21 protein-coding genes and 2 tRNA genes are annotated in these 23,895 nt (G+C 39.9%); 6 read left to right on the top strand and 17 right to left on the bottom strand.

The genetic code is table 11. The features are described 5' to 3' along the window. Positions 1–10: 10 nt before the first annotated feature. Genes aroK through PYV58_RS01460 form a run of 6 tightly spaced genes read right to left on the bottom strand, consistent with a single transcriptional unit; the run spans position 11 to position 5,757 of the window. Positions 11–553, bottom strand: a complete 543-nt coding sequence (gene aroK, locus PYV58_RS01485) for a shikimate kinase AroK (RefSeq protein WP_004725433.1) — start codon at positions 551–553, stop codon at positions 11–13. Between the two features lie 36 nt (positions 554–589). Continuing rightward, positions 590–2,764: a type IV pilus secretin PilQ family protein gene (locus tag PYV58_RS01480; RefSeq protein WP_034615050.1), complete on the bottom strand. Its 2,175-nt coding sequence runs from the start codon at positions 2,762–2,764 to the stop codon at positions 590–592. 20 nt (positions 2,765–2,784) lie between these two features. Continuing rightward, on the bottom strand, positions 2,785–3,315 hold the full coding sequence (locus PYV58_RS01475; RefSeq protein ID WP_034615053.1) for a pilus assembly protein PilP: 531 nt from the start codon (positions 3,313–3,315) through the stop codon (positions 2,785–2,787). Beyond that, entirely contained in the window at positions 3,312–4,061 is a 750-nt protein-coding gene (gene pilO / locus PYV58_RS01470; RefSeq protein WP_004816666.1) for a type 4a pilus biogenesis protein PilO, read from the bottom strand. The genes PYV58_RS01475 and pilO overlap by 4 nt, the downstream gene beginning before the upstream one ends. Continuing rightward, the gene (locus PYV58_RS01465; protein ID WP_034615056.1) at positions 4,058–4,699 is read right to left on the bottom strand and encodes a PilN domain-containing protein; all 642 of its coding nucleotides are present in this window, start codon (positions 4,697–4,699) and stop codon (positions 4,058–4,060) included. The genes pilO and PYV58_RS01465 overlap by 4 nt, the downstream gene beginning before the upstream one ends. Continuing rightward, entirely contained in the window at positions 4,699–5,757 is a 1,059-nt protein-coding gene (locus PYV58_RS01460; RefSeq protein ID WP_004816660.1) for a pilus assembly protein PilM, read from the bottom strand. The genes PYV58_RS01465 and PYV58_RS01460 overlap by 1 nt, the downstream gene beginning before the upstream one ends. A 163-nt stretch (positions 5,758–5,920) precedes the next feature. On the opposite strand from PYV58_RS01460, the gene ponA reads away from it, so the two are divergent. Further along, on the top strand, positions 5,921–8,461 hold the full coding sequence (gene ponA, locus PYV58_RS01455; protein ID WP_034615058.1) for a penicillin-binding protein PBP1a: 2,541 nt from the start codon (positions 5,921–5,923) through the stop codon (positions 8,459–8,461). 60 nt (positions 8,462–8,521) lie between these two features. Here ponA and PYV58_RS01450 read toward each other — a convergent pair whose 3' ends face one another. The 10 genes from PYV58_RS01450 to PYV58_RS01405 all read right to left on the bottom strand — a co-directional run bounded on the left by PYV58_RS01450 (position 8,522) and on the right by PYV58_RS01405 (position 19,774). After that, positions 8,522–9,325, bottom strand: coding sequence for a putative RNA methyltransferase (locus tag PYV58_RS01450; RefSeq protein WP_004816656.1), 804 nt, complete (start codon positions 9,323–9,325; stop codon positions 8,522–8,524). Positions 9,326–9,397: 72 nt separating this feature from the next. Then, entirely contained in the window at positions 9,398–10,516 is a 1,119-nt protein-coding gene (gene mraY / locus PYV58_RS01445; RefSeq protein ID WP_004725416.1) for a phospho-N-acetylmuramoyl-pentapeptide-transferase, read from the bottom strand. Next, positions 10,516–11,925 carry a UDP-N-acetylmuramoyl-tripeptide--D-alanyl-D-alanine ligase gene (gene murF / locus PYV58_RS01440; protein ID WP_034615060.1) on the bottom strand — a complete coding sequence of 470 codons (1,410 nt, stop codon included), beginning with the start codon at positions 11,923–11,925 and terminating at the stop codon, positions 10,516–10,518. The genes mraY and murF overlap by 1 nt, the downstream gene beginning before the upstream one ends. 9 nt (positions 11,926–11,934) lie before the next feature. Beyond that, the gene (locus PYV58_RS01435) at positions 11,935–13,431 is read right to left on the bottom strand and encodes a UDP-N-acetylmuramoyl-L-alanyl-D-glutamate--2,6-diaminopimelate ligase (RefSeq protein WP_034615061.1); all 1,497 of its coding nucleotides are present in this window, start codon (positions 13,429–13,431) and stop codon (positions 11,935–11,937) included. 7 nt (positions 13,432–13,438) lie between these two features. Then, a complete protein-coding gene (ftsI, locus tag PYV58_RS01430; RefSeq protein WP_034615063.1) occupies positions 13,439–15,274 on the bottom strand; it encodes a penicillin-binding protein PBP3 in 1,836 nt (611 codons plus the stop codon). 9 nt (positions 15,275–15,283) lie between these two features. Then, positions 15,284–15,616, bottom strand: coding sequence for a cell division protein FtsL (gene ftsL / locus PYV58_RS01425; protein WP_034615065.1), 333 nt, complete (start codon positions 15,614–15,616; stop codon positions 15,284–15,286). Beyond that, positions 15,613–16,539 carry a 16S rRNA (cytosine(1402)-N(4))-methyltransferase RsmH gene (gene rsmH, locus PYV58_RS01420; protein WP_034615067.1) on the bottom strand — a complete coding sequence of 309 codons (927 nt, stop codon included), beginning with the start codon at positions 16,537–16,539 and terminating at the stop codon, positions 15,613–15,615. The genes ftsL and rsmH overlap by 4 nt, the downstream gene beginning before the upstream one ends. 173 nt (positions 16,540–16,712) lie before the next feature. Further along, positions 16,713–17,147: a GNAT family N-acetyltransferase gene (locus PYV58_RS01415; RefSeq protein ID WP_034615069.1), complete on the bottom strand. Its 435-nt coding sequence runs from the start codon at positions 17,145–17,147 to the stop codon at positions 16,713–16,715. 370 nt (positions 17,148–17,517) lie between these two features. Next, on the bottom strand, positions 17,518–18,534 hold the full coding sequence (locus PYV58_RS01410; RefSeq protein WP_034618337.1) for a sulfate ABC transporter substrate-binding protein: 1,017 nt from the start codon (positions 18,532–18,534) through the stop codon (positions 17,518–17,520). Between the two features lie 247 nt (positions 18,535–18,781). Continuing rightward, entirely contained in the window at positions 18,782–19,774 is a 993-nt protein-coding gene (locus PYV58_RS01405; RefSeq protein WP_034618336.1) for a sulfate ABC transporter substrate-binding protein, read from the bottom strand. A 363-nt stretch (positions 19,775–20,137) separates the two neighbouring features. Between PYV58_RS01405 and PYV58_RS01400 the strand changes: the two genes are divergently transcribed. From PYV58_RS01400 to PYV58_RS01380, 5 genes are all read left to right on the top strand, one after another. Continuing rightward, positions 20,138–20,449: a hypothetical protein gene (locus PYV58_RS01400; protein ID WP_004725398.1), complete on the top strand. Its 312-nt coding sequence runs from the start codon at positions 20,138–20,140 to the stop codon at positions 20,447–20,449. 138 nt (positions 20,450–20,587) lie between these two features. Then, complete coding sequence (gltX, locus tag PYV58_RS01395) at positions 20,588–22,096, top strand: glutamate--tRNA ligase (protein WP_004725395.1); 1,509 nt, start codon at positions 20,588–20,590, stop codon at positions 22,094–22,096. Between the two features lie 58 nt (positions 22,097–22,154). Beyond that, a tRNA-Ala gene (locus PYV58_RS01390) sits at positions 22,155–22,230 on the top strand. 26 nt (positions 22,231–22,256) lie between these two features. Next, positions 22,257–22,332, top strand: a tRNA-Glu gene (locus PYV58_RS01385). Positions 22,333–22,484: 152 nt separating this feature from the next. Further along, entirely contained in the window at positions 22,485–22,826 is a 342-nt protein-coding gene (locus PYV58_RS01380) for a hypothetical protein (RefSeq protein ID WP_004725393.1), read from the top strand. 40 nt (positions 22,827–22,866) lie between these two features. Here the strand turns inward: PYV58_RS01380 and PYV58_RS01375 are convergent, their stop codons facing one another. Then, a complete protein-coding gene (locus PYV58_RS01375; protein WP_034616808.1) occupies positions 22,867–23,832 on the bottom strand; it encodes a cation diffusion facilitator family transporter in 966 nt (321 codons plus the stop codon). Positions 23,833–23,895: the final 63 nt, after the last annotated feature.

Raw genomic sequence — 23,895 nt, 5'->3', positions numbered from 1 at the left:
AATTTACTGACTAAATAATTTCTTTTGAAACGATCAGTTGCAATATTCTCAGCGCTAAATCTCGCGCAGCACCCTGATTGGTTTCAATAATATAATGTGCAACATCTCTATAAAGTGGATCTCGTGCTTTAAGTAGATCCTTTAACTTTTGCTCAGGATTCTCGACTTGTAATAAAGGACGATTTTTATCTCGATGTGTACGTAATAATTGGATTTCTACAGGGGTATATAAATAAATCACAATACCTCTATGTTTGAGATATTCTCGATTCATAGCTTGAGTGACAGCACCACCACCTGTTGCAACCACTAAATTTTTTTTTGATGTGAGCTCATCAATCACGATTGTTTCTCTTGTACGGAAACCTTGTTCGCCTTCTTTTTCAAAAATCCAAGGAATAGATGCCCCAGTTTTTCTTTCTATTTCATGATCGCTGTCTAAAAACTCACGGCTTAACAGTTCCGCTAGATGCCGACCAACTGTTGTTTTTCCTGCTCCCATGGGCCCTACCAAATAAATATTTGGTAGGGTTTCCAACTCTTTGCTTGGCAAGGAGTCACCTATCGAATTGCTTTCATTGAAAGTATATTAATGATTTCTGGTACGACTGTCATTAACAATTCTTGGTGTCACAAAGATTAGTAACTCTCGTTTATTATCAGACTTTACATCTTTTCTAAATAATCGTCCTAAATAAGGAATATCACCTAAAAATGGAACTTTGGTCTGACTGTTTTTAGTTTCTTGTTCAAAAATGCCACCTAATACCACGGTTTCTCCATCATCGACTAAGACATTGGTATTGATTTCATTCTTGTTAATCGCCACATTTCCATTCACTATTTGGCCAGCTGAGTCACTTGTGACATTTAGCTGCATTTGTACTTTCCCTTCTGGAGTAATGCTTGGTGTAACATCCAAACTGAGCAAAGCATCTTTAAATTCAGTTGTTGCAACGGCACTGCCTCCTGCCGTTTGCGTTGACTGATATGGAATTTGTTGACCCGAAGCAACTTTGGCTTTTTGTTTATCGGCAGTCATTACTTTTGGTGTTGAAATCACTTCCCCATAACCATCAGCTTGTAATGCAGATAATTCTAGGTCTAACATAAAATCAGACATACTAATTAAACCAAATGCAATCTTACTTGCACCCGCAGTCGTCACACCAAGATCGACATTTAAATTATCAGGGCGAGTAATGGTATATTTGCCATTACTATCTGGGGTTTTTAAATCCCAAAGTGTTTGATCACTTCCACCAACCAGCAAATCATTATTCTTGGTAATCCCTTGAGATAAAATGCCCCACTTTACCCCCATTTCTTTGGTAAAATCTGTCGTAGCACGAACAATACGTGCTTCAACCATGACTTGTTTTACCGAAATATCCAATAGATCAATCATTTTACGGATTTTATCAATATTATTTGCAGTATCATTAATAATTAATGTATTTGTTCTTGTATCTGCAACCGCACTTCCTCTTAAGCTCAGTAGACTTTCTAAAGCTAAAGAATCTGTATTATTGGTATTATTTGTCTGCGCACCTTTAGGGTTTCTAGAGTCCTGTAACAATTTAAGAACTTCTGCAACTTTTGCATAATTAAGCTGAATATATTCAGTTTGAATTGGTGCTAATTTTACACTTTGTGCAATTGCTTTGGCTTCATCTTCTTCTGCTTTAATCAGCTCGGTGACAGGCGCAATCCAAATCACACTCCCATTACGGCGCTTATCTAAATTTTTGGTTTTTAAAATAATATCTAAGGCCTGATCCCAAGGTACATCTTTTAAACGTAAAGTGATATTACCTTGAACTGAATCCGCAGCCACCATATTAATACTGGTAAAATCAGCAAGCAGCTGTAGCACACGGCGTACTTCAATATCTTGAAAATCCAGTGAGATTTTCTTACCCGTATAAGATTGACTCACATTGGGACGATTTACTTTATTTTCTACAGGGCGCTTTAAACTCACGGTCAATTTATTTTCCGCTTGAAAAGCCATATATTCATAGCTCCCCGAAGATTGAATGGTGATTACACCATTGGAACCATCATTATAAGCATCCACAGAAGAAACTGGGGTCGCAAAATCATTGACATTTAAACGACGAATTAAATGTGCTGGAATTTTATTCCCTAATGTTCGAATAACAACTTTACTGCCCTGTTGTTGCACATCTACAGGTGTATTTGCACCAGACAGATTTACAATAACCTGTCCCTCACCCGCATTGCCACGCTGAAAACCGATATCTGCGATGCCTTGATTTTGCTTATTCAGTATAGATGCAGATGATGCATAAGTCGGTAAAGCAGCAGCTTGATTGGCATTGTTAATCTTTAAAATAAAGGTATTCCCTTCAACACGCGTTGTAAAAGAACCACTATTTTTTAAATTTACTGTTAAGCGTGAACGTTGATCATCGGCCGCAATATCTACAGTCGACGCTTCTTCACTCGCCACAGCAATGGATGATTGATTGATTGTTTGCTTCGCCTGATCAAAGTCTAAAATCAGTCGAGATGGATTATCCAATTGATAGGCTTGAGGCTGTGGCGGTAAGCCATTAAACATCACACGAATTTCTGTACCTTGCCCCGGTATTTTCATCGGTACAATATTGGTCATGGTTGTTTGCGCTGCTGCAACCTGCATAATCGCAATTGACACTGCCGCCATAGTAAATTGACGAAGTTGACTATTCATAAACTTACCATCCCCGTTAAAGATATTTTTCAAACTCTTTTTCATTTTTATTCCTTTATTCCGTTTTAATCTATTGGACCGATTAGGACTAGACTCCGTGGTCTTTCTATATAACCGTCTCGACCATCTGGAACAATTTCCAATAAATCAATACGGGTCGGCGTAATTTCAATAATTCGCCCTTGATTCATACCCATGTAGTTGCCAAGTTGTACTCGCTCAATCTCACCATCAGGTGTTTGAATCAACCCCACTGTTTGCCCAACAGCTCCTTTCATACTTCCTTTCAGTGTTAACGACTCTAAAGGATAGCTTTCAAGCGGCTGTGGTTGTCTTGAAAAATTCGGGTAGACACGCTTGCCTGACATGATTTTCAATTCATTTGCCAATGAATTTGGCAAAAATGGGCTGCGTAATTGTTGAGCTGAATAATTAAAGCTTGGTACAGGATTAAATACTGGTGCAGGTTCAATCGGCAATGGTTGCTGATTTCTAATATTTGCCATTTCTTGGTTAACGGCATCAATACGAGAATCGCACCCCACCAACAGCATTGCAAATGAGATTCCACAAACTATTTTACTGAGCTGTTTCATTGTGGCTTCCCTCCTTGCTGAGGTGTCGTTGTTTTCTGTGCTACAGCATTCGCAGATTTATTTATCTTCTGCTCATCAGCACCAATATAACGATAGGTTTTTGCTTTAATTGTATAGTCAATCACTGGCACATCAGATTTATTGTCTTGACTAGGTGTTCCTGTAATTGTGAAATCATGCAAAGTGACAATACGTGGTAAAGCAGCCAAACTACTGACAAAACTGCCAAATGAATGATAATCCCCTGTTGCATCAATCGAGATCGGCTGCTCAATAAAGAACTCCTGCTTCACTTCTGGTTCTAATTTGATATTTTTAAATTTCAAACCAGAACTTACCCCTGTCACGTTAATGTCTTCAACTAGACTCGGAATTTCAGTTTCTTTAGGAAGTTGCTCTAATTGCTGATTAAAATTTGCTTCCATTTGTTGCAATTGTGCTTGATATTGCTGCAAGTTTCTTAATTTAGAGTCTTTTTCTTTAAACTCAGTTAATAAATTTTGTTCAACTGTACGTGCTTGATCAATTGCATCTAATTTAGGTCTAATTGCTAAAAAATAGCCAATTGCACACACCAAAAAAAACAAGAATACCCAACAGGTGACTTTAACGGATAAAGGCCAACTGCCATAGTTATTCATATCCAAGGTATTGAACTGTTGAAAAAACTTCTCAACAGTCATCTTGTTCTTTTTTGGAGCATCATTTACAGATGATTCTAATTGCTCAAAATCTTCACGACTCATTTTGCACCCCCAGCAGCTGGAACTTGTCCAGCTTTCGTTGTATCCCCATCTGTAGTCGCTGCTATTTCACCGATATCTACAGTCACAACAAAACTTCCATATGATTCTTCTACACGAGGGATCACCGAAGTCTGCACTTTATTTTTATTTTCATCTGCAGCTAAGAATGAATTCATAAATGCATTTCGATACCATTCAGACGCCTCTAATCCACGCAACAATTCAGCAACTGTATTTGGACTTTCAGCTTTGCCCTCAATGGTAAATTTATCACCCACACGACTAAATTTTGTGATGTACATTTGTGCAGGGACAATTCGAACCAACTCATCAACGAGGCGAACAATCACAGGACGCTGACCTTGTAAGCCTTGGATCAGTTTCATACGTTCAATAATGGCATTACGACGTTCTTGTAAACCATCTAAAGTTTTTAATTGGGTATCTAAATTTTGATTGGTACTGGTCACCAATTGATTGGCTTGCTCCTGATCTTGCAACTTATGGTCGAAATAGAACCACGCCAATAACACTGTCACTAAACCAATCAGTGCAACCCCAACACATATCGCAACGAATTGCTTCTTCTTCTGTTCTCTTAGCTCATCACGCCAAGGGAGTAAGTTAATCTTTGCCATTAATCAAAACTCCTCAAAGCTAAACCACATGCAACCATTAAAGAAGGTGCATCATTTTCTATTTTTTTTAAGTCAATTTGTGGTGAAAACCCCATTTGCAAGAAAGGATTTGCAATCGTGACGCGATAACCGAGTTTTTGTTGTAATAATTTTGCCAAACCAGGAATATTGGCATTACCACCCGCCAATAAAATATGGTCGATCTCGTTAAACTGAGAAGATGAAAAGAAGAACTGTAATGAGCGAGCAGCTTGTTGTACAACTGCTTCTAAAAACGGCATCAAGACTTCTGTTTCAAAATCGTCAGGTAAAGTCCGATCTTTTTTGGCACGACCAGCTTCGTCATAAGACAAACCATAACGGTTCTGTACATCTTGAGTCAGCTGCTTGCCACCAAAAACTTGCTCTCGGGTATAAATGATCTTGCCATTTTGCATCACAGACAAAGTGGTCATGGTATGACCAATATCTAGGATACCCACAAGATTTACACCAATTGGCAAGGTATCGGAAAAGACATCAAAAGCACGCTCAATTGCATAACTTTCTACATCTGCGATTTTAGGTGATAAGCCCGCGATTTCTAAAACTTCAACACGAGAATCGATATTCTCTGCACGTGTTGCAACAAGTAACACATTGACTCGATTTGGATTTGCCAGCTTATCTTTTAACACTTCAAAATCTAGACTGACTTCATCCAGTGGGAAAGGGATATATTGTTCAGCATCCATTCGAATCTGAACTTCTCTTTCCTCATCTGACATATCTGCATCCATTTCGATGATTTTGTGAATCACCATAGATGTAGGTACAGCAACCGCGACATTTTGCGATTGAGGATTGCCAATATTGACTGCTCTTTCCAACGCATCAGCAACTGCTTCAGGATTAAGAATGTTTTTCTCAACAACACTCCCATCCAGCAGTGGACTTAATCCATAACTTTCAACCCAGTAACGACCGTTCTTAACAGAGAGCTCTAAAATCTTTACAGTAGTAGAACTAATATCTACTCCTATTAACCCCTTATTTGGCTTACGATATAGTCTAAGCACGATTGATTTCCTATTATTTTTTTATCCCCAATAAATAACACAAACCGACTGCATTTGGTCTTAATTTTTTACAGATACAATATCCCATCTAACAATCCATCACATGAGAAGCTATACTGAACGCAATTAGTTTGCCATTAGCTATTATTAAAACTTACTTGTTATGAAAAAGCTATCTTGTTCAGGTTATATTCATCCCTTTTTTTTGCTGATTATCATTATTTTAGTCGCAATTCCGATGGGCTTTTATGGAATGTATCTATATATTGCCCCATCACTACCAGAAATGAGCTCTTTAAAAAAGGCGCCATTGCTTAAACCTTTGCAAGTTTATTCAGCCGATAATCAGCTGATCGCTGAATATGGTGGCAAGCTTTCGGTGCCTGTTGAGTACAATCAGATCCCGCCGCATTTCATTCATGCCTTCCTTGCTGCTGAAGATTCATCATTCTTCGAACATAGCGGGATTAGCTTTAAAGGCTTAGGGCGTGCCGTGAGTGAAAGTGTTACTGGGTCAAATGTACAAACAGGCGGCTCAACAATTACCATGCAGGTGGCTAAAAATTATTATCTATCCCCTGAACGAACACTTAAGCGCAAACTTACTGAAGTTTTTTTGGCACGGAAAATAGAACAAAATCTTTCCAAAGAAGAAATTTTATCTTTATATGTCAATAAGATCTTTTTGGGTAAAAATGCCTATGGTATTGCTGCTGCTGCAAAAATTTATTATGACAAAAGCTTAGATCAACTCAGTGTCGCACAAATGGCGATGATTGCAGGCTTACCTAAAGCACCGTCAAAATACAATCCTGTAGTGAATCCTGAACGCGCCTTAGAACGCCGTAACTGGATTCTAGGTCGTATGTTACAACTCGGCTATCTTAAACAAGCAGAATACGAAAAAGCTGTCGCTGAACCAATTAACTTGAGTATGCCTGATCGCGGCTTAAGTAATCGATTTCCCTATGTAGGCGAAATGGTTCGCTCTGAACTAGTTGAAAAGTTTGGTGAACAAGCAATTGATTCAGGTTATAAAGTTTATACAACCGTAAACAGCCAACGCCAACAATATGCAGAAGATGCAGTACAAAAAGGCTTGGAAGATTATGATCGTCGTCATGGATGGCGTGGTGCTGAAGCACATGATAAACCTTTAAAACAATTCATCCCTTATGCCAATACCTACCCTGCAGAAGTCATCAAAGTAGGCAGCAATAGTTTTGATGCCAAAATGCAAGATGGTTCAACAGTGACTGTACCTTGGTCAGGTATGTCTTGGGCAAGAAAATATATCAATGCCAATGCCGTTGGTGGTGCACCAAGCCGCGCTTCGCAGATTGTAACTGTTAAAGATATTATCCGTTTACGTCCCAATGAAAATAAAACCGCGTGGTCATTGGTTCAAACCCCGAAAGCACAAGGTCAACTGATTGCAATCAACCCCAATGATGGTTCAATTGAAGCAGTGGTGGGTGGATACAACTTTTTCCAATCTAAATTTAACCGCGCAATACAAGGCTGGCGCCAACCGGGTTCAACCATTAAGCCATTTATCTATGCACTGGCGCTTGAACGCGGTATGACCCCTTACACCATGGTTAATGACAGTCCAATCACTATTGGTCGCTGGACACCTAAAAACTCTGATGGCCGTTATTTAGGCATGATTCCTTTGCGTCGTGCGTTGTACTTATCTCGTAATACCGTTTCTGTGCGTTTATTACAAAGCGTAGGTGTAGAACGTGCGCGCCAATTATTGATGGATTTTGGCCTACAAGAAGATCAAATCCCGCGTAATTTCACGATCGCGCTTGGTACTCCACAAGTACTTCCTGTGCAAATGGCGACAGGCTATGCCGCAATTGCCAATGGTGGATATCGCATTCAACCACATTTCATCAGTCGTATTGAAGATGCTTATGGCAAAACCATTTATGAAGCAGCGCCTGAATATGCGTGTATTCCATGTATCAATCAAAAAGAAACTGTGGCCAATACTGCAACCACCCCTGATGACGAAGCCATTGAAGGTACAAACCTTACAGTGGATGAGGTTCAAACCCCATTAAGCAAAGAAGAACAAAGTAAATATCGTCAAGCACAACGGATTTTAAAATCACAATCTGCTTTTGATATGGCAAATATTCTTCGTGATGTGATTGTGCATGGTACTGGTCGTGCAGCACTTAAAATTGGTCGCGATGACATTGGCGGTAAAACAGGAACAACCAACGATGCTAAAGATGCGTGGTTTGCTGGCTTCAACGGCAAATTAGTTGCGATTGCTTGGGTCGGTTTTGACCAGCCTTCCACTCTCGGCCGTCGTGAATATGGTGGGATCGCAGCACTGCCAGTTTGGACTGGTTTTATGGGTAAAGCCTTAAAAGATACACCATCTGCTTGGGTACATTTTGACAAAAATGCCAAAGCACCAATTTCTCGTGAAGAACGTAATCAAACACAAGTTGAAGGTGCGACTCAAAACGAAGGCTATGGTTCATCACCACCTTTAGCACGTCCAATCTTTAAACCTGCGCCTGTTACACCATCACGTAATTCATCAAATGACTTTGAAGACTTACCTGATGAAGGTACAGATCAACCGCTCAAACCGAACAAAGTAACACCGCCGGCAATGAATCAAGGCAGTGCGAAACGAGAAAGTGATTCTCTTGAGAATTTGATTAATGAAGTTCAATAATTAGTTTCTCAAATAAAAAATGCCATCGATTGATGGCATTTTTTATGGCTTAAATTTCTATTATTTTTTCTGAAAGATATAAATTTGGAAGGCCGCCTTTAACGTCGTTTTAACTTGTGCTTCCAAAACTAAACGCTTTTCAGATTTTGCTTTATAAGCATAAGGGGTCATCGCAATTAGATTCTTGAGTTGTGCTTGATCCAACTCAAACGTTGTTTCGATAATCGGCTGCTCTATTAACTCAAAAGATGCTTGTAATTGCTCAACAAACTTTTGCGGCTCATGGGCTTTAACTTCATCAAACAAACCCTCACGCATCCCATATAAATGCTCTGGTGCAGGTGTTACCACCATCAAATAAGCCTTTGGCTTAAGTACTCGGAGTATTTCTTCTTCTGGGATCGGGCTAAATAAGCTGGTACACAAATCAATCGAATGATCCAAAACAGGTAGCGTCGCTCCTGTCCCCACAATCCATGTCACATCTTTATTGAGTTTTGCAGCAACCTGAACTGCATTTTTTGCAATATCAACCCCAATACATTGCATCACTTGATGTTGCATTGCATCAGTATAGTAGCCTTCACCACAGCCGATATCCAGCAGGTTTTCAACCCGTAACTCACGAATTTTCTCAACCACGGCTTGCTGTAAAGGTGCATAAAATCCACCACTTAAAAATCCACGGCGTGCTTGTACAGATTCAGGGGTATCCCCTGGATTTTTACTATGCTTATGTTGTACTACATGTAAATTTACATAGCCTTGTTTTGCCACATCATAACTATGATTATTTACACAGCGCCAAGTCCGATCCGATAGGCTCAATGCCTCACGACATACAGGGCACATCAACAAATTCATTGTATTCTCCAAAAGATATTTTTAGGCCATAAAAAAAAGCCGGCAAATGCCGACTTTTCAAATCACTTTGGCTTAGCGTAATTTTAATGTCATTAGACCTAAAACTACCAGCATAATTGTGATAATCCAAAAACGGATCACCACTTGAGTCTCACGCCAGCCTTTTTTCTCATAATGATGATGCAACGGTGCCATAAGAAATACACGTTTATTGCGCATACGTAATGATCCGATTTGCAAGAATACCGAGATTGCTTCTACCACAAAGACCCCGCCCATAATTGCAAAGACGATCTCTTGACGAACCATTACCGCGATAGTGCCCAGCATTGCACCTAATGATAATGCACCGACATCTCCCATAAAGACTTGGGCAGGATGCGCGTTATACCAAAGAAATGCTAAGCCTGCTCCAATCATTGCAGCACAAATAATCACCAGCTCAGAGGTATATTTTACATAGGGAATATGTAAATAATTGGCAAAGCGTATATCACCTGCCAAGTATGCAAAAACACCTAAACCTGCGGCAACCAAAACAATCGGCATGATCGCCAGACCATCTAAACCATCTGTCAAATTCACTGCATTTGACCCACCATTGATTACCAGATAGGTAAAAATAATGAAGCCAATACCCAATGGAATTGAAGACAATGGAATACTCAGATTTTTAAAAAATGGTATCAATAAATCCAGCATATTCGCTGTATGTACAGGGCTGTCTTGCTGAGTTGCAATGATATACAACGCAATACCCGCCCCCAAAGAGCCAACCGAAGTCCAAAAGAATTTCTTCTTGGCAGGTAAACCCGCATTGTCTTTATAACGGACTTTAATCCAATCATCCGCCCAACCTACAGCACCAAAGATCACCATAACAGCCAAGACAATCCACACATAAGGATTGGATAAATCTGCCCAAAGCAAAGTACTGATCCCGATTGAAAGCAGAATTAAAATCCCGCCCATTGTTGGCGTACCCATTTTTTTGGCATGATTTTCAGGTGCATATGAACTGACAGCCTGACCATATTTGAGCGCTTGTAATTTACGGATCATGACTGGTCCCAAGGCCCAACCAATCGCAAGTGCAGTCAGTACACTGAGCAATGCTCGTAACGATAAGTATCGAACAACTTGGAACGCGTTCTCATAACCCGCCAAGTGTTGAAATAACCAATACAGCATTAAACTTTCTCCATCAAATCAGCCATCAACGTTTCCATATGGGTATAGCGAGAACCTTTAAACAGGAAACTCATGGACTGTGGTTGATGTGTTGCAATTAAACTTAACAATAAAGGTAAAGCTTGTTCTTGGCTAAGAAAAGCTTGTAATTTTTTACCATATTGAGTGCTTCGCGCACCTTCTTGTGTAGCAGGAGCAAACTCCCCTACCGCGACAACAAATTGGATCCCATCCACTGAAACTAGATCACGACCCAACATATAGTGTTGCTGCGCAGCAGTATCACCCAGTTCGCCAATATCGCCAATCACCATCACTTTGATCCCTTGCTGTTGCGCAAGTACTTCTGCTGCTGCACGCATTGAAGTCGGGTTGGCATTATAGGTATCATCAATAAATAAATGCTTGTGCTTATGAATAAAATTCAAACGCCCTTTTGCACCTTGTGCCGACTCCAAGCCGATCACAATATCGTCTAAATCAACGCCAATCGCCAAGGCAAATGCAGTCGCTGCTTCTGCATTATGGACATTATGTTCGCCTGCAAAAGGAAGATTGACTGTTCTTGCACCTTGAGGTGTATTAAGGGTAAAGATTGCAGACTGTGCGTGTAACTGAACATCTGTCGCAAAGACTTCACCACCCTGACCAAAACTTAACACTTGCTCAGTGTCTATCACTTGACGAATCGTATCGGTAAAATCATCCTGAGCAGGAACAATTGCTATTCCAGCTTGATCAATATGACGGTAAATTTCAGATTTGGCACGGCAAATTCCATCACGTCCACCAAATTCGCCTAAATGTGCAGTTCCAATATTTAAAATACCGGCAACATGTGGCTGCACAAGATTTGAGGTGTAATCAATTTCACCTTGATGGCTTGCACCAAGTTCCATCACCGCATATTGATGTTCTGAACGCAGCTCCAATAACATCATTGGCACACCAAGATCATTATTTAAATTGCCACGTGTAATCAAGGTCGGGGCTAAACGTGAAAGAATACTCCCCAACATCTCTTTGGTGGTGGTCTTGCCACTACTGCCTGTAAGTGCAATCACTTTTAATTGTGGATGTTGAGCACGACGATACGCGCCTAAATGGCCCAATGCCAAACGTGTATCTGCCACGACAAGTTGACAGATATTTACATCAACAGGATGGCTCACGATGGCAATTTGGCAGCCATTCGCAGCCACTTGAGCAACAAAATCATGTGCATCAAAACGCTCACCTTTGAGCGCCAAAAAAGCATCACCTAATTCAGCATGACGTGAATCAGTCAAAATACGTTTAATTTCACCTTGTGGTGCTTGATCTAAATACCAATAACCTTGAGTTGCTTCAGCAAGTTGTGCTGCTGACCATGGCTCCAAAGGCACAGTACTGGTGGTAGAGGTGTGCATCTCTTATTCCTAATGAGCTGGATAAGCTGAATTGGGTTTATGGTGTTGTGCATCTATTGCCGATTGCACTTCAACGACATCGTCAAACCAATGACGAACACCATCAATTTCTTGATAATTTTCATGACCTTTTCCGGCAATCACAACAATATCACCTGATTGGGCATGCTTTACTGCATATTTGATTGCTTCACGGCGATCACGAATTTCGTGAACCTCATGCTGGCTAAAATCAATTTCATGCTTCATATCGGCAAAAATTTGCTCAGGATTTTCTGTACGCGGATTATCTGATGTGATCATCACGGGATTGGCTTGTTCCAAAGCTGCTTTGGTCATCAATGGGCGTTTACCGCGATCTCGATCACCACCACAACCAAAGACAGCCCAAAGCTGATTTTCAACATGGCGTTTCAAGGTTTTTAAAACCTGAGTTAAAGCGTCTGGTGTATGTGCATAATCCACCACAAACAGACGATCCTGATCACGAATCACCTGCATACGTCCAGGTGCACCTTTTATGTTGGGTACAGTTGCGATAAGTTGTTTTAAATCAAAACCTGCTTGTTCAGCAACAATTAAACTGGCCACCAAATTTTCAATATTAAAATGCCCAAGCAATGGGCTATTCACGGTAAATTCAGCTTTGGCTGTTTTGAGATGGAATGTTGCCCCATCTAAGCTATATTTAATCCCAAATACTTGGTAATCAGCCGCTTTAGAGGTTGAATAAGTCAATACTTTTGGGTGTGACAGATTGCTACTTGCCGCATTCATCATTAGATCTGCATGCGCATCGTCTATGTTAATTACTGCAACTTTTAACGCAGCAAATTTAAACAGTAACGCTTTCGCTTCAGCATAGGCTTCAAGCGTCCCATGATAATCCAAATGATCTCGACTTAGATTACTATATGCAGCAATCTCAATATCACAACCATTTAAACGACCTTGTTCCAAACCATGCGAGCTTGCCTCAATTGAAGCGAATTCAGCACCTTGCATAGCAAAATCATGCAGAAGATTTTGTAAATGCAACGCATCTAAAGTGGTATGCGAAGACGCTTCTAGGTTTGGCAGAATCCCGTTGCCCGTGGTTCCCATTACTGCACATTTTTTATTTTGTAATGCCAGTAATTCAGCAATGAGGCGTGAAATCGTGGTTTTACCATTGGTTCCCGTGACTGCAAGAATTCGTGCAGCTTTTACAGGGGATGTCGCTTGTAAATATTGTTTTTGCCATTGTCCCATCAACTGACGCACATCTGGGCAGATCAATGCAGATTCAAAGCCTAAATCTGTTTCACTAATAATGCCCAATGCGCCTTTGTCTAAAGCGATTTGAGCAAATTGTGCGGTTTTTTCTGGTTGCGAATAACTGGTCAAAGCAATAAAAATTTGCCCTTGTTGTACATAACGACTATCTAGAGAAAAGCCATTAAATGACTCAGACATCCAAGCCTTTGTATTATCAACTTTATAAATATCTTGAAAATTAATCATTATAGTTTACCTATGGCTTGGCCTTAGCCGTTTCAAGAGGTTTATCTAAAGGCACATTCATTAAACGTAAAGATTCTTGCATAATTCGGGCAAACACTGGTGCGGCAACCAAACCACCATAGTATTGTCCACGCGGATTTTCGACTACAACAATAACCGCCAAACGAGGATCACTAATCGGCGCCACACCGGCAAATAAAGCACGGTATTCAGTATTCGAATAACCTCTATGGTCAGGGCGCAACTTGTGTGCTGTACCTGTTTTACCACCCACGCGATAACCGGGAATATTGGCTTGTTTTGCAGTACCACCAGGCATCGTAACTTGCTCTAACATCAACAAAACTTCATCAGCAATTTTAGGCGCTAAAACCTGTTTACCTTTGGGCTGATCATTTAATTTATAGAGACTTAAAGGATATTCCACACCATGATTGGCCAACATTGCATAGCCTTGCGCCAACTGTAAAATCGTAGCATTTAGACCATAGCCATAAGCCATTGTACCAATTTGCGAAGAATTTAACTTTTCAGGTGGAAGCACTAAACCTCCACTCTCACCCGGGAATTTAACCGCCGAACGCTGACCAAAACCGACCTTTCTAAAGAAACTTGGCAAGGTTTCTTTTGGTAAAGACAAAGCAATTTTTGCCGAACCGACGTTCGAGGATTTAATGATCACACCAGTAACGGTCAACGAACCATAGTTATGCGTATCACGAATGGTATGGGAACCTAAACGCATCGAACCTGGGCTGGTACTAATCACCGAGTTTGGGGTATATTTGCCACTTTCCAAACCCGCTGCAATGGTAAAAGGTTTCATGGTTGAACCAGGTTCAAACATGTCAATTGCACCACGGTTACGCATGGCATCTTTATTACTTAAGCCATTTTTATCGTTGGGATTATAAGAAGGCCAACTCGCCATAGCCAGAATTTCGCCCGTTTTTACATCCACAGCAATTGCAGAAGCAGAACGTGCATTATTGGCAACACCCACCGCAGTCAACTCACGATACATAATATATTGCAAACGTGAGTCAATACTTAAGGTGATATTCTCCCCTGCTTTCACTTCTTTTACAACTTCAGGGGTGGTAATACGGTTACCATGTTTATCACGAGAAATCTTTTGCTCACCATCTTCACCAGCCAGACGTGAGTTTAACTGCATCTCTAAACCTTCAATCCCCGTCCCTTCGCTATTGGTGAGACCAATAATTTGCGCATTGGGCTGTGGCTGAGGATAATAACGTTTATAGGTTTTCTCGGCATAAACGCCAGCAAATTTATGTTGGGTAATAAAATCTGCTTGTGGTGGCGGAACTTCTTTTTTAAGTACCAAATAACGAGAACGTGGACGTTCATTTAAACGTTTTTTTAAGTCTCCACGATCAAGACCGACCGCATCTGCCAATTCATCTAAATTTAAATTTTCATCAGGCAATTGGCGTTTAAGTTTACGACTGTTGGGTGTCTTCTGTAATTCAGCCGTGATGGTATCAAACTGTTTTTTAGTCTCAAAATATTCACGTGGATCAATCACCACTTTCATGATTGGAGAACTGATTGCCAAAGGCACGCCATGACGATCACTAATCACACCACGCATGGCTTTTAATGTTTCAGAACGTAGAATGTTGGCATTGGCTTTATTTTGTAAAAAGTCTTTATTAATCACTTGCACATAAAATGCACGTCCGACCAAGCCGACAAAACATAAAAGCACCACGCCCCACATTAAATAGAAGCGCCACATATCTATTGATACAGTACTTTTCTGGGTAATGGATGGCTGCTTTTTACGTGGCTGCCGAGTCGGTTTAGTTTGCTTATCTGCCATACAGATGCCTTACTTCTTCTGCTCTGATTCAGTTGGTAATGAAATGACAACTGTTTGCGCAGCTGGCGGTGAATACATTCTCAATTGTGTTACTGCACGTGTTCCTATTTGCGCAGTTGCACCAAATGTTTGTTGTTCAATGAGCAAACGTCCCCATTCTGCATTGATATCTTCACGTTCACGCATATAGCTATTTAAATCACGAAAATCATGACGATAAGCAAAGACTTGCAACACCACCATAAAGGCACTGATCAACACTGCAATAACCAATACGCCATAAACAATCGCTTTTTTTATTGCCAGCTTATGACTTGATTCTTCTATAATTTCTTGTTTCATTCTGCGCCTTTTTGTTCTAAGCGTTCTGCAACTCGAAGCCAAGCACTACGTGAGCGAGGATTGGCTTTGACTTCTTCCTCACTGGCACGAACTCTGTCAACTTTTTTCAGTCGACGAGTATCTTGTACTTTTTGCGGTAATCCCCAGCCATTATCTTCTGGCAACGTTGATTCTTTTTGAATAAATTGTTTAATAATTCGGTCTTCAAGTGAATGGAAACTAATGACGGCCAAACGTGCATTTGATTTTAACAAATCTACGGCTTGAGGTAAAAAGGTATGTACGTCATCGAGTTCTTTATTAATTTCAATACGAATAGCTTGGAATGTCCGTGTCGCAGCATGTTTATTTTTTTCCCACTTAGGATGCGCAACTTTCACAATTTCCGCTAATTTTCCAGTGGTTTCAATATAACCTGCTTGCTTAATCGCACGTGCAATACGACGACTATAACGCTCCTCACCATATTGAAAAATCACATTGGCCAAATGTTCTTCGTCTACATCCACGAGCCAATCTGCGGCTGTTTGTCCTTGAGAATTATCCATACGCATATCAAGTGGTCCATCTTTCATAAAACTAAAACCACGGTCTGCTTGATCTAGCTGTGGTGATGACACCCCTAAATCTGCCATAATCCCATCGACTTGATAAATATCTAATTGATTTAATTCTTGTTGTAAATCTGCAAAACTGGCATGAATAATTTTAAAACGAGGATCTTCTTTTTCTAACTGATATGCCACTTCTAACGCTTGTGGGTCTTTATCAAAAGCATAAACTTTTGAATGCTCATCTAATTTAGACAACAATAAACGGGTGTGTCCACCACGTCCAAATGTCCCATCCACGTAAATTCCTGTATTGCGATCTGCAAGTAAAGCATCGACAGTTTCATGTAGTAATACAGAAATATGAGACATAATTATGGTTTCAGTTTAAGCAAAAAAAGTAACTGCACATTATTACCTTGTTTTGCCAAAGCTCCAAACGACTTTTTGTAGGGAAATATTACTTTTTATAGAGAAAACCGTTTTAAAATGCTTTTTATAAAAGTTCAGTACAAAAAATAGCGCATCCATCCTGCGACAAAGCGTTATCGTGTCTTATGCATTTTTACATCACCATTGTCAAAATACGCTGAAACACGCCAACCTTGTCGGAGATAAAATTCAAAAGCACGACTTTTTTGATCGGTTTCCAAGCAAATTTCTTGAAAAGATTCAAATAATAAATCTTCTGCTTTTTTCAAAAGCGCAGTTCCGACACCTTTGGCTTCAAAATCAGGGTGGACAAACATGGCAAATACGCTGCCGTCGGTTAAATCTACGATCGAAAAACCACACACTTGATGCTGCAGCTCTGCAAGCCAGACAGTCGAAGTATTTTGAATTAAATCCAATATGACCAACTCAGTGATACCCAGTTCAGTCAGTTGTTGTTTTGACAAATGGTTTTCTTTGACTGACGTTCGTATATCAAAAATAACATCAATATCATCTTTAGTCGCGAGTCTTAGCGTAATATCCATAGTTTAAATTGATTACTCACTTTGATATCAGGGTCTGCTGGCATTTCATAAATGGCTTGCGTTGTAGGCTAAAATTGAGCAGGCAAGGCATGAAACGAAGAGAATAGCGAGACTATTTTCGAGTTTCATAACGCAGACTGAGATAATTTTAGCCACAACCCTTCGGGACTAGAGTGTTTTTTGCTGCTACATCGTTACGAACTATTTATTTAGAATGACTAAATTTCATATTTCGTGCCTTGTATCATCTAAAAAACACACTTAGTCGCAAACAGAGACGAATTGTCAACAGACCCTAGTCTAACTGATTCATAACAGAATGAAAAAACCTCCTAAAAAAGGAGGTTGATTCAATCAAAATAGTGGATGCTTAGCGCTTGCTATTATAAATCTGATCAAAAACACCGCCATTGGCAAAGTGAGTTTGCTGTGCTTTTGCCCAACCACCAAAGACTTCATCAATGGTAAAAGTTTTCAGTTCAGGGAATTGGTTGGAATATTTAGCTAAGATTTTTGCATTGCGCGGGCGATAGAAATGACGTGCTGCCATATCTTGACCTATTGGAGAATACAAATAGTTAATATAACCCGTTGCTAACCATTTATTGCCATTCTTCTCTACTGTTTTATCAACAATTGCCACTGACGGTTCAGTCAAAATTGACATCGATGGATAGACTATATCAAATTTATTGCCAGATGCTTTCTTACTCACCATGGCTTCATTTTCCCAAGTCAGTAAAACATCACCAATCCCACGTTCAGCAAATGTGGTCATCGATGCACGCGCAGCTGGATCCATAACTTTTACGTTATGGTACATCTTAGAAACAAACTCACGTGCTTTAGCATCATTACCACCCGGTTGTTTAAGTGCATAGCCCCAAGCTGAGAGATAGATCCAGCGTGGTAAACCGCCCGTTTTAGGGTTAGGGGTAATGATTTGTACACCAGATTTGGTCAAATCTGTCCAATCCTTGATGCCTTTAGGATTACCTTTACGTACTAAAAACACAACGGTAGACGTATACGGTGCTGAGTTATTTGGAAATTCTTTTTCCCAACCTGGGTTAATTTGGCCTGATTTCACAATTTCGTTGATATCATTGGCCAAAGCCAAGGTCACCACATCACCTTTTAAGCCATCAACCACGGCACGCGCTTGTTTTCCCGAACCACCATGCGATTGTTTAAAATCAACAGTCTTACCTGTACGAGATTTCCAGTAAGCGCCAAATGATTTATTAAACTCATCATAAAACTCACGCGTTGCATCATAAGACACATTTAAAAATTCACGGTCAGCAGCATAACTTGCTGTCGTTGCAACAGTTAATCCCGTCGCAATAACCACAGCACTCATCAGTGCTTTAAAATTAGTTTTCATATTATGAGTGCTAACATCGCTAAAATTATTCTAAATATATGAAATAAGCGAATAAACTTCAATCAAAAAGCGAAATACCCGCAAACTTAGCACAGATTAAAAATCAACCTATGGTTTTAATTGATGAAAGCGCTCAAGATCGCTGTGGTTTATATTTTGTCTGTTTTATTTATTTCTTTATCACAAATGCATAAAGCTAAAAAAAGCCCCCTTTGATCAAAGAGGACTTGTTTGTATTTGATTCAAATTACTTTTCAGCCGTAAATTGATCGTAAATCCCCCCATTGGCAAAATGGGTTTTTTGCGCTTTTGCCCAGCCGCCAAAAACTTGATCTATGGTAAAGAGTTTAATTTTTGGAAATTTTGCCGAATATTTGGCTGCAGCTTTGGCATTACGCGGACGGAAATTATATTTTGCTGCCAAGTCCTGCCCTACAGGTGAATAAAGATAATTTAAATAGCCTTTTGCTAAATTACGATTACCATCTTTATCAACCACTTTATCGACGATTGCGACTGAAGGCTCAGCTAGGATTGAAATGGATGGATAAATAATTTGATATTTGTCTTTATCTGGAGCAGACGTCGCCAAAATTGCTTCATTTTCCCAAGACAACAAAACATCGCCAATACCACGATCCGCAAATGTTGTGAGCGAGCCACGTGCGCCTGAATCTAACACTTTGACATTTTTATATATTTGTTTGACTAATTCACGCGCTTTTGCATCATTGCCACCCGGTTGTTTTAATGCATAGCCCCACGCTGATAAATAAATCCAGCGCGGTGCACCGCCTGTTTTAGGGTTTGGTGTGATAATTTCAACCCCAGGTTTTACCAGATCATTCCAATCTTTAATTGCTTTGGGATTGCCCTTACGCACTAAAAAAACAACGGTAGATGTGTAGGGTGCAGAATTATTTGGAAATTCTTTTTGCCAGCCTTTTTCAATCAAACCCGCATTGACAATTTCATCAATATCATTGGCCAAAGCCAGTGTGACCACATCTGCTTGCAAACCATCTACCACTGAACGTGCTTGCTTACCAGAACCGCCATGAGACTGCTTAAATTCAATATCTTGGCCTGTTTTTGATTTCCAAAATTGACCAAAACTCTTGTTATATTCTTGATAAAATTCACGGGTAGGATCGTAAGATACATTTAAAAATTCTTTCGCTGCATAAGCATTCCCCGTGACGATTAAACTGATCGCACTTAAAAGCAGTAGTTTTTTCATTTCTTTCTCGATTTTTAATGATTTAGAAGCACTATATTTTTATTATTTTAATTTAACAATCAATTACTTATAAATATTTAAACTATCTTATTCATAATTTAAGATATCTAAAAATGTGTATTACTCATGTAAATTATTTGGTATATTTTTTACACAATTTAACCTAAACTTGAATTCTTCACGATTCATCCACATTTATGTGTTATCAATTAAAATATTACATTTCGTTTCAATGATTGTTTTTTAAACATTTTTTGTGTAGTATTATTAAAAAATGTGACGTAGTTATGCTTTTTGTAAGTTGTTTTGCTACAATAACCATGTTCAAGAACAAAAATTTGACCATCAAGGGGAGCCGATGGAATGAATGATTCTTATTTAAAGATCTTGGGCTTAAGTCTAGGACTCGCAGTGATGGCACAGACAGGCCATACTGCTGCAATTAAAGATACGACCAAGCCAATACAATCGTTAATTGTTGTGGTAGATAAACAATCACCGATTGAAAAAGCGCTCAATCAACAAAAGCGTGGCGAGAATAAACTGATCTCAGATAAAGATCAGCTTAAAGTTTTAACGTCGATTAAAACCACAGCCTCACAAAACTTTTTAGCTGAACAACATCAGAAATTTTCTTGTTTTGTACAAGCTTTATTCCAACCGCATACTTTGTAAAAATTTGATTTAGAATAATAAATTCTACGCTCCTCAAAAGAATTTAGAAGCCCAATCGTTTATTGGTGAATTAACCCTTAAGCAGTTGGGCTTTTTCGTTATAATAGTTTCAATTTACATTCTGAATAATATTTAGTTATGAAAGTCCGTACTCGTATTGCACCCTCTCCAACTGGTTTTCCGCATGTAGGCACTGCCTATATCGCCTTGTTTAATTTATGCTTTGCACAACAACATGGTGGCGAATTTATTCTTCGTATTGAAGATACCGACCAACTCCGCTCAACCCCTGAATCTGAAAAAATGATTTTAGATTCATTGCGTTGGTTAGGTTTAAATTGGTCAGAAGGGCCAGATATCGGCGGACCTCATGCTCCTTATCGCCAATCTGAGCGAATGGGAATCTATAAACAATATGCTTTAGAACTTGTTGAAAAGGGTCATGCCTTTTACTGTTTCGCAACGGCGGAAGAGCTTGATCAAATGCGTGCTGAACAACAAGCCCGTGGTGAAACCCCTGGTTATGACGGTCGTGGCTTAAAACTTTCCCCAGAAGAGGTACAACAGCGTTTGGCTGCGGGTGAAGCTCATGTGATCCGTATGAAAGTCCCTGAAGAAGGCGTTTGCCAATTCAATGACTTACTTCGTGGCGAAGTGGAGATCCCTTGGGCACAAGTCGACATGCAAATCCTACTCAAAACAGATGGTTTGCCAACTTATCATTTAGCCAATGTGGTCGATGACCATTTAATGGAAATCACTCATGTGATTCGTGGCGAAGAGTGGATTCCATCTGCGCCAAAACACCAGTTGCTCTACCAATATTTTGGTTGGGACATGCCAACATTGTGCCATATGCCATTGCTGCGTAACCCAGACAAGTCAAAATTGTCTAAACGTAAAAATCCAACCTCAATCAACTACTACAAAGACATCGGTGTGCTGCCTGAAGCCTTACTGAACTATTTAGGCCGTATGGGTTGGTCAATGCCAGATGAAAGAGAAAAATTCTCTTTGGCTGAAATGATTGAACACTTTGATATCCAGCGTGTGTCTTTGGGTGGTCCAATTTTTGATGTTGAAAAACTAAACTGGCTCAATGGACAATGGATTAAAGCCCTCAGCCCTGCTGAACTGTTAAATACACTTTTGGCTTGGAAATCTGATCGCCAAACCCTAGAAGATATTGCTGCGGCCATTCAACCACGTATTAACTTACTGTCTGAAGCGGTAAATTGGGCTGGTTTTTACTTCAACCAATTCCCAACATTGACCAAAGAGCAATTTGACAGCAAAAAGCTGACTGAAGAACAAGTTCGTCAAAGCTTACAATTTGCGATTTGGCGTTTAGAAAGCTTGTTTACTTGGAACAACGATACTGTAAGCCAAACCTTGATGGATTTGGCGAATCAAATGGAAATCAAACTCCGTGATTTCATGCCAGCATTCTTTATCGCAATTGCTGGTTCAACATCATCTACTCCTGTGATGCAATCGATGGTCACCATTGGCCCTGATTTAACCTTTGCCCGTTTACGTCATGCACTTGAAATTGTGGGTGGTCCGAGCAAAAAAGAAGCAAAAGTTTGGGAAAAACTGAACGAAAGCATCAAATTGCCGAAAAATGATGCAGTTGATGAAGCTTAATTAAATTTTCTGTTGACGTGTGAGCGCAATATCCCTAATATTGCGCTCACACAGACTGGGGGTTATAGCTCAGTTGGTAGAGCGCTACAATGGCATTGTAGAGGTCAGGAGTTCGATCCTCCTTGACTCCACCAAATGTTTTACCTGTGTTGCCTCACTTGTCCCTATCGTCTAGAGGCCTAGGACATCGCCCTTTCACGGCGGTAACCGGGGTTCGAATCCCCGTAGGGACGCCATATTCAAGATGGCGACATCTTTGTAAAAAACCCAAGCATCGTGACTTGGGTTTTTTATTGCCTAAATTTTGCTTTTAAGCTGCTATTCAGTCTTTTTTGCATTCTAAAATAGAACGATTAGAATATGCTTAGATTATAAATGTGGAGCCACCATGCAATACCAATGCCCAAAGTGCCAAAGTCGAAAAATCTTGCCTGTTACCCATGGGAATACACCTGCTGTACGCCCTGTTGTTCCAAAAAGCTTGGTATTTTTGATTCCATTACTGTTTATTTTATTGTTATTGGTTGTCATTAGTATTGTGATGTGGATTTTCAGCAACGGCGCAGGTCAAACATTGCAAATTGCAACAGTCGTGGTCTTCATTGCAGCTGTGATTGCAGGGGTAATGTTTTGGCGTGATCTGCCCGATTTTAAAATCTCAATGCAGTCATTTATGCAAGCCAATAAAAGCTGGAAGTGCCGTGACTGCAATCATGAATGGCAAATCTAATTCTTCAGCTTTGCCTGATGTTCAAATCAAACCATTCACCTTAATGTGAATGGTTTTTTGCTTCATCTGTATGTGTTTCATCAGCGTTACTGTGATCATGCCCATCTGACTCATGCGAATGCACCATACACGCATTGTCTTCAATTTGTAGCGTCATCTCAGTAATCCCATGTTGATGACTGAGCATTTCCATGACCTGTTGGTACAATTGATTCCGATCCGCTGCTGGTGCAAATAAATGCACTGTCAGATGGACATTTTTAGATGTAATGGCCCAAACCTTAAGTTGATGAATACTTTCTACACCTTTAACCGATAAAAGATCATTACGTAATTTTTCAATATCAATTTCCTCAGGCACACCTTCCAGTAAAATATTGATACTTTGTTTTAGCAAAACCCATGTTCGTGGTAAAACCCAGAAGCCGATGAGTACAGCAATAATCGTATCCACCCACATCCAGCCAGTGAAATAAATAATTGCCCCCCCAATAACCACACCCACGGAACCGAGTGCATCACTCAATACTTCCAGATAAGCACCTTTGATATTGAGACTTTCCTTTGAACTGGAGAATAAAATCTTCATTGAAATGAGGTTAATCACCAACCCAATAACCGCCACAACCATCATACCAACACTCTGAATTTCAGGGGGTTGGCTAAAGCGCTGATACGCCTCATAGAGAATATAAATTGCAACGACAAACAACATCATGGCATTAAACAACGCTGCTAAAATTTCAAAACGCTGATAGCCAAAGGTCCGTTTATCATCTGCGGGTAATTTACCAATTTTGATCGCAACCAATGCAATTGCTAATGCTGCGGCATCAGTAAACATATGTGCGGCATCGGACAATAAAGCCAAGCTTTGCGTCATGAAACCCGCAATCACTTCAACAATTAAAAAGGTACTGGTTAACGCCAATGCAAAGGTTAGTTTTTTTACATTTCCTTCTGTGGCGACAGCATGACTATGATCATGCCCTTGTTGTTCACTCATGTTGATACCTCTGATTTTGTTTTATCAAAATATTGAATATTTTTTCTATTTATTATTGATAAT

This window comes from Acinetobacter sp. TAC-1, from assembly GCF_029025845.1.
Classification (GTDB): Bacteria; Pseudomonadota; Gammaproteobacteria; order Pseudomonadales; family Moraxellaceae; genus Acinetobacter; species Acinetobacter guillouiae.
Note: the sequence above shows the minus strand (reverse complement) of the source record. Positions and strands in the feature narration are given on the sequence as shown.

Excerpts from the sequence above, each read along its gene's own strand:
- PYV58_RS01480 (WP_034615050.1), bottom strand. The coding sequence starts at position 2,764 with ATGAAAAAGAGTTTGAAAAATATCTTTAACGGGGATGGTAAGTTTATG.
- PYV58_RS01475 (WP_034615053.1), bottom strand. The coding sequence starts at position 3,315 with ATGAAACAGCTCAGTAAAATAGTTTGTGGAATCTCATTTGCAATGCTG.
- pilO (WP_004816666.1), bottom strand. The coding sequence starts at position 4,061 with ATGAGTCGTGAAGATTTTGAGCAATTAGAATCATCTGTAAATGATGCT.
- PYV58_RS01465 (WP_034615056.1), bottom strand. The coding sequence starts at position 4,699 with ATGGCAAAGATTAACTTACTCCCTTGGCGTGATGAGCTAAGAGAACAG.
- ponA (WP_034615058.1), top strand. The coding sequence starts at position 5,921 with ATGAAAAAGCTATCTTGTTCAGGTTATATTCATCCCTTTTTTTTGCTG.
- PYV58_RS01450 (WP_004816656.1), bottom strand. The coding sequence starts at position 9,325 with ATGAATTTGTTGATGTGCCCTGTATGTCGTGAGGCATTGAGCCTATCG.
- mraY (WP_004725416.1), bottom strand. The coding sequence starts at position 10,516 with ATGCTGTATTGGTTATTTCAACACTTGGCGGGTTATGAGAACGCGTTC.
- murF (WP_034615060.1), bottom strand. The coding sequence starts at position 11,925 with ATGCACACCTCTACCACCAGTACTGTGCCTTTGGAGCCATGGTCAGCA.
- ftsI (WP_034615063.1), bottom strand. The coding sequence starts at position 15,274 with ATGGCAGATAAGCAAACTAAACCGACTCGGCAGCCACGTAAAAAGCAG.
- ftsL (WP_034615065.1), bottom strand. The coding sequence starts at position 15,616 with ATGAAACAAGAAATTATAGAAGAATCAAGTCATAAGCTGGCAATAAAA.
- rsmH (WP_034615067.1), bottom strand. The coding sequence starts at position 16,539 with ATGTCTCATATTTCTGTATTACTACATGAAACTGTCGATGCTTTACTT.
- PYV58_RS01415 (WP_034615069.1), bottom strand. The coding sequence starts at position 17,147 with ATGGATATTACGCTAAGACTCGCGACTAAAGATGATATTGATGTTATT.
- PYV58_RS01410 (WP_034618337.1), bottom strand. The coding sequence starts at position 18,534 with ATGAAAACTAATTTTAAAGCACTGATGAGTGCTGTGGTTATTGCGACG.
- PYV58_RS01405 (WP_034618336.1), bottom strand. The coding sequence starts at position 19,774 with ATGAAAAAACTACTGCTTTTAAGTGCGATCAGTTTAATCGTCACGGGG.
- PYV58_RS01400 (WP_004725398.1), top strand. The coding sequence starts at position 20,138 with ATGAATGATTCTTATTTAAAGATCTTGGGCTTAAGTCTAGGACTCGCA.
- gltX (WP_004725395.1), top strand. The coding sequence starts at position 20,588 with ATGAAAGTCCGTACTCGTATTGCACCCTCTCCAACTGGTTTTCCGCAT.
- PYV58_RS01380 (WP_004725393.1), top strand. The coding sequence starts at position 22,485 with ATGCAATACCAATGCCCAAAGTGCCAAAGTCGAAAAATCTTGCCTGTT.
- PYV58_RS01375 (WP_034616808.1), bottom strand. The coding sequence starts at position 23,832 with ATGAGTGAACAACAAGGGCATGATCATAGTCATGCTGTCGCCACAGAA.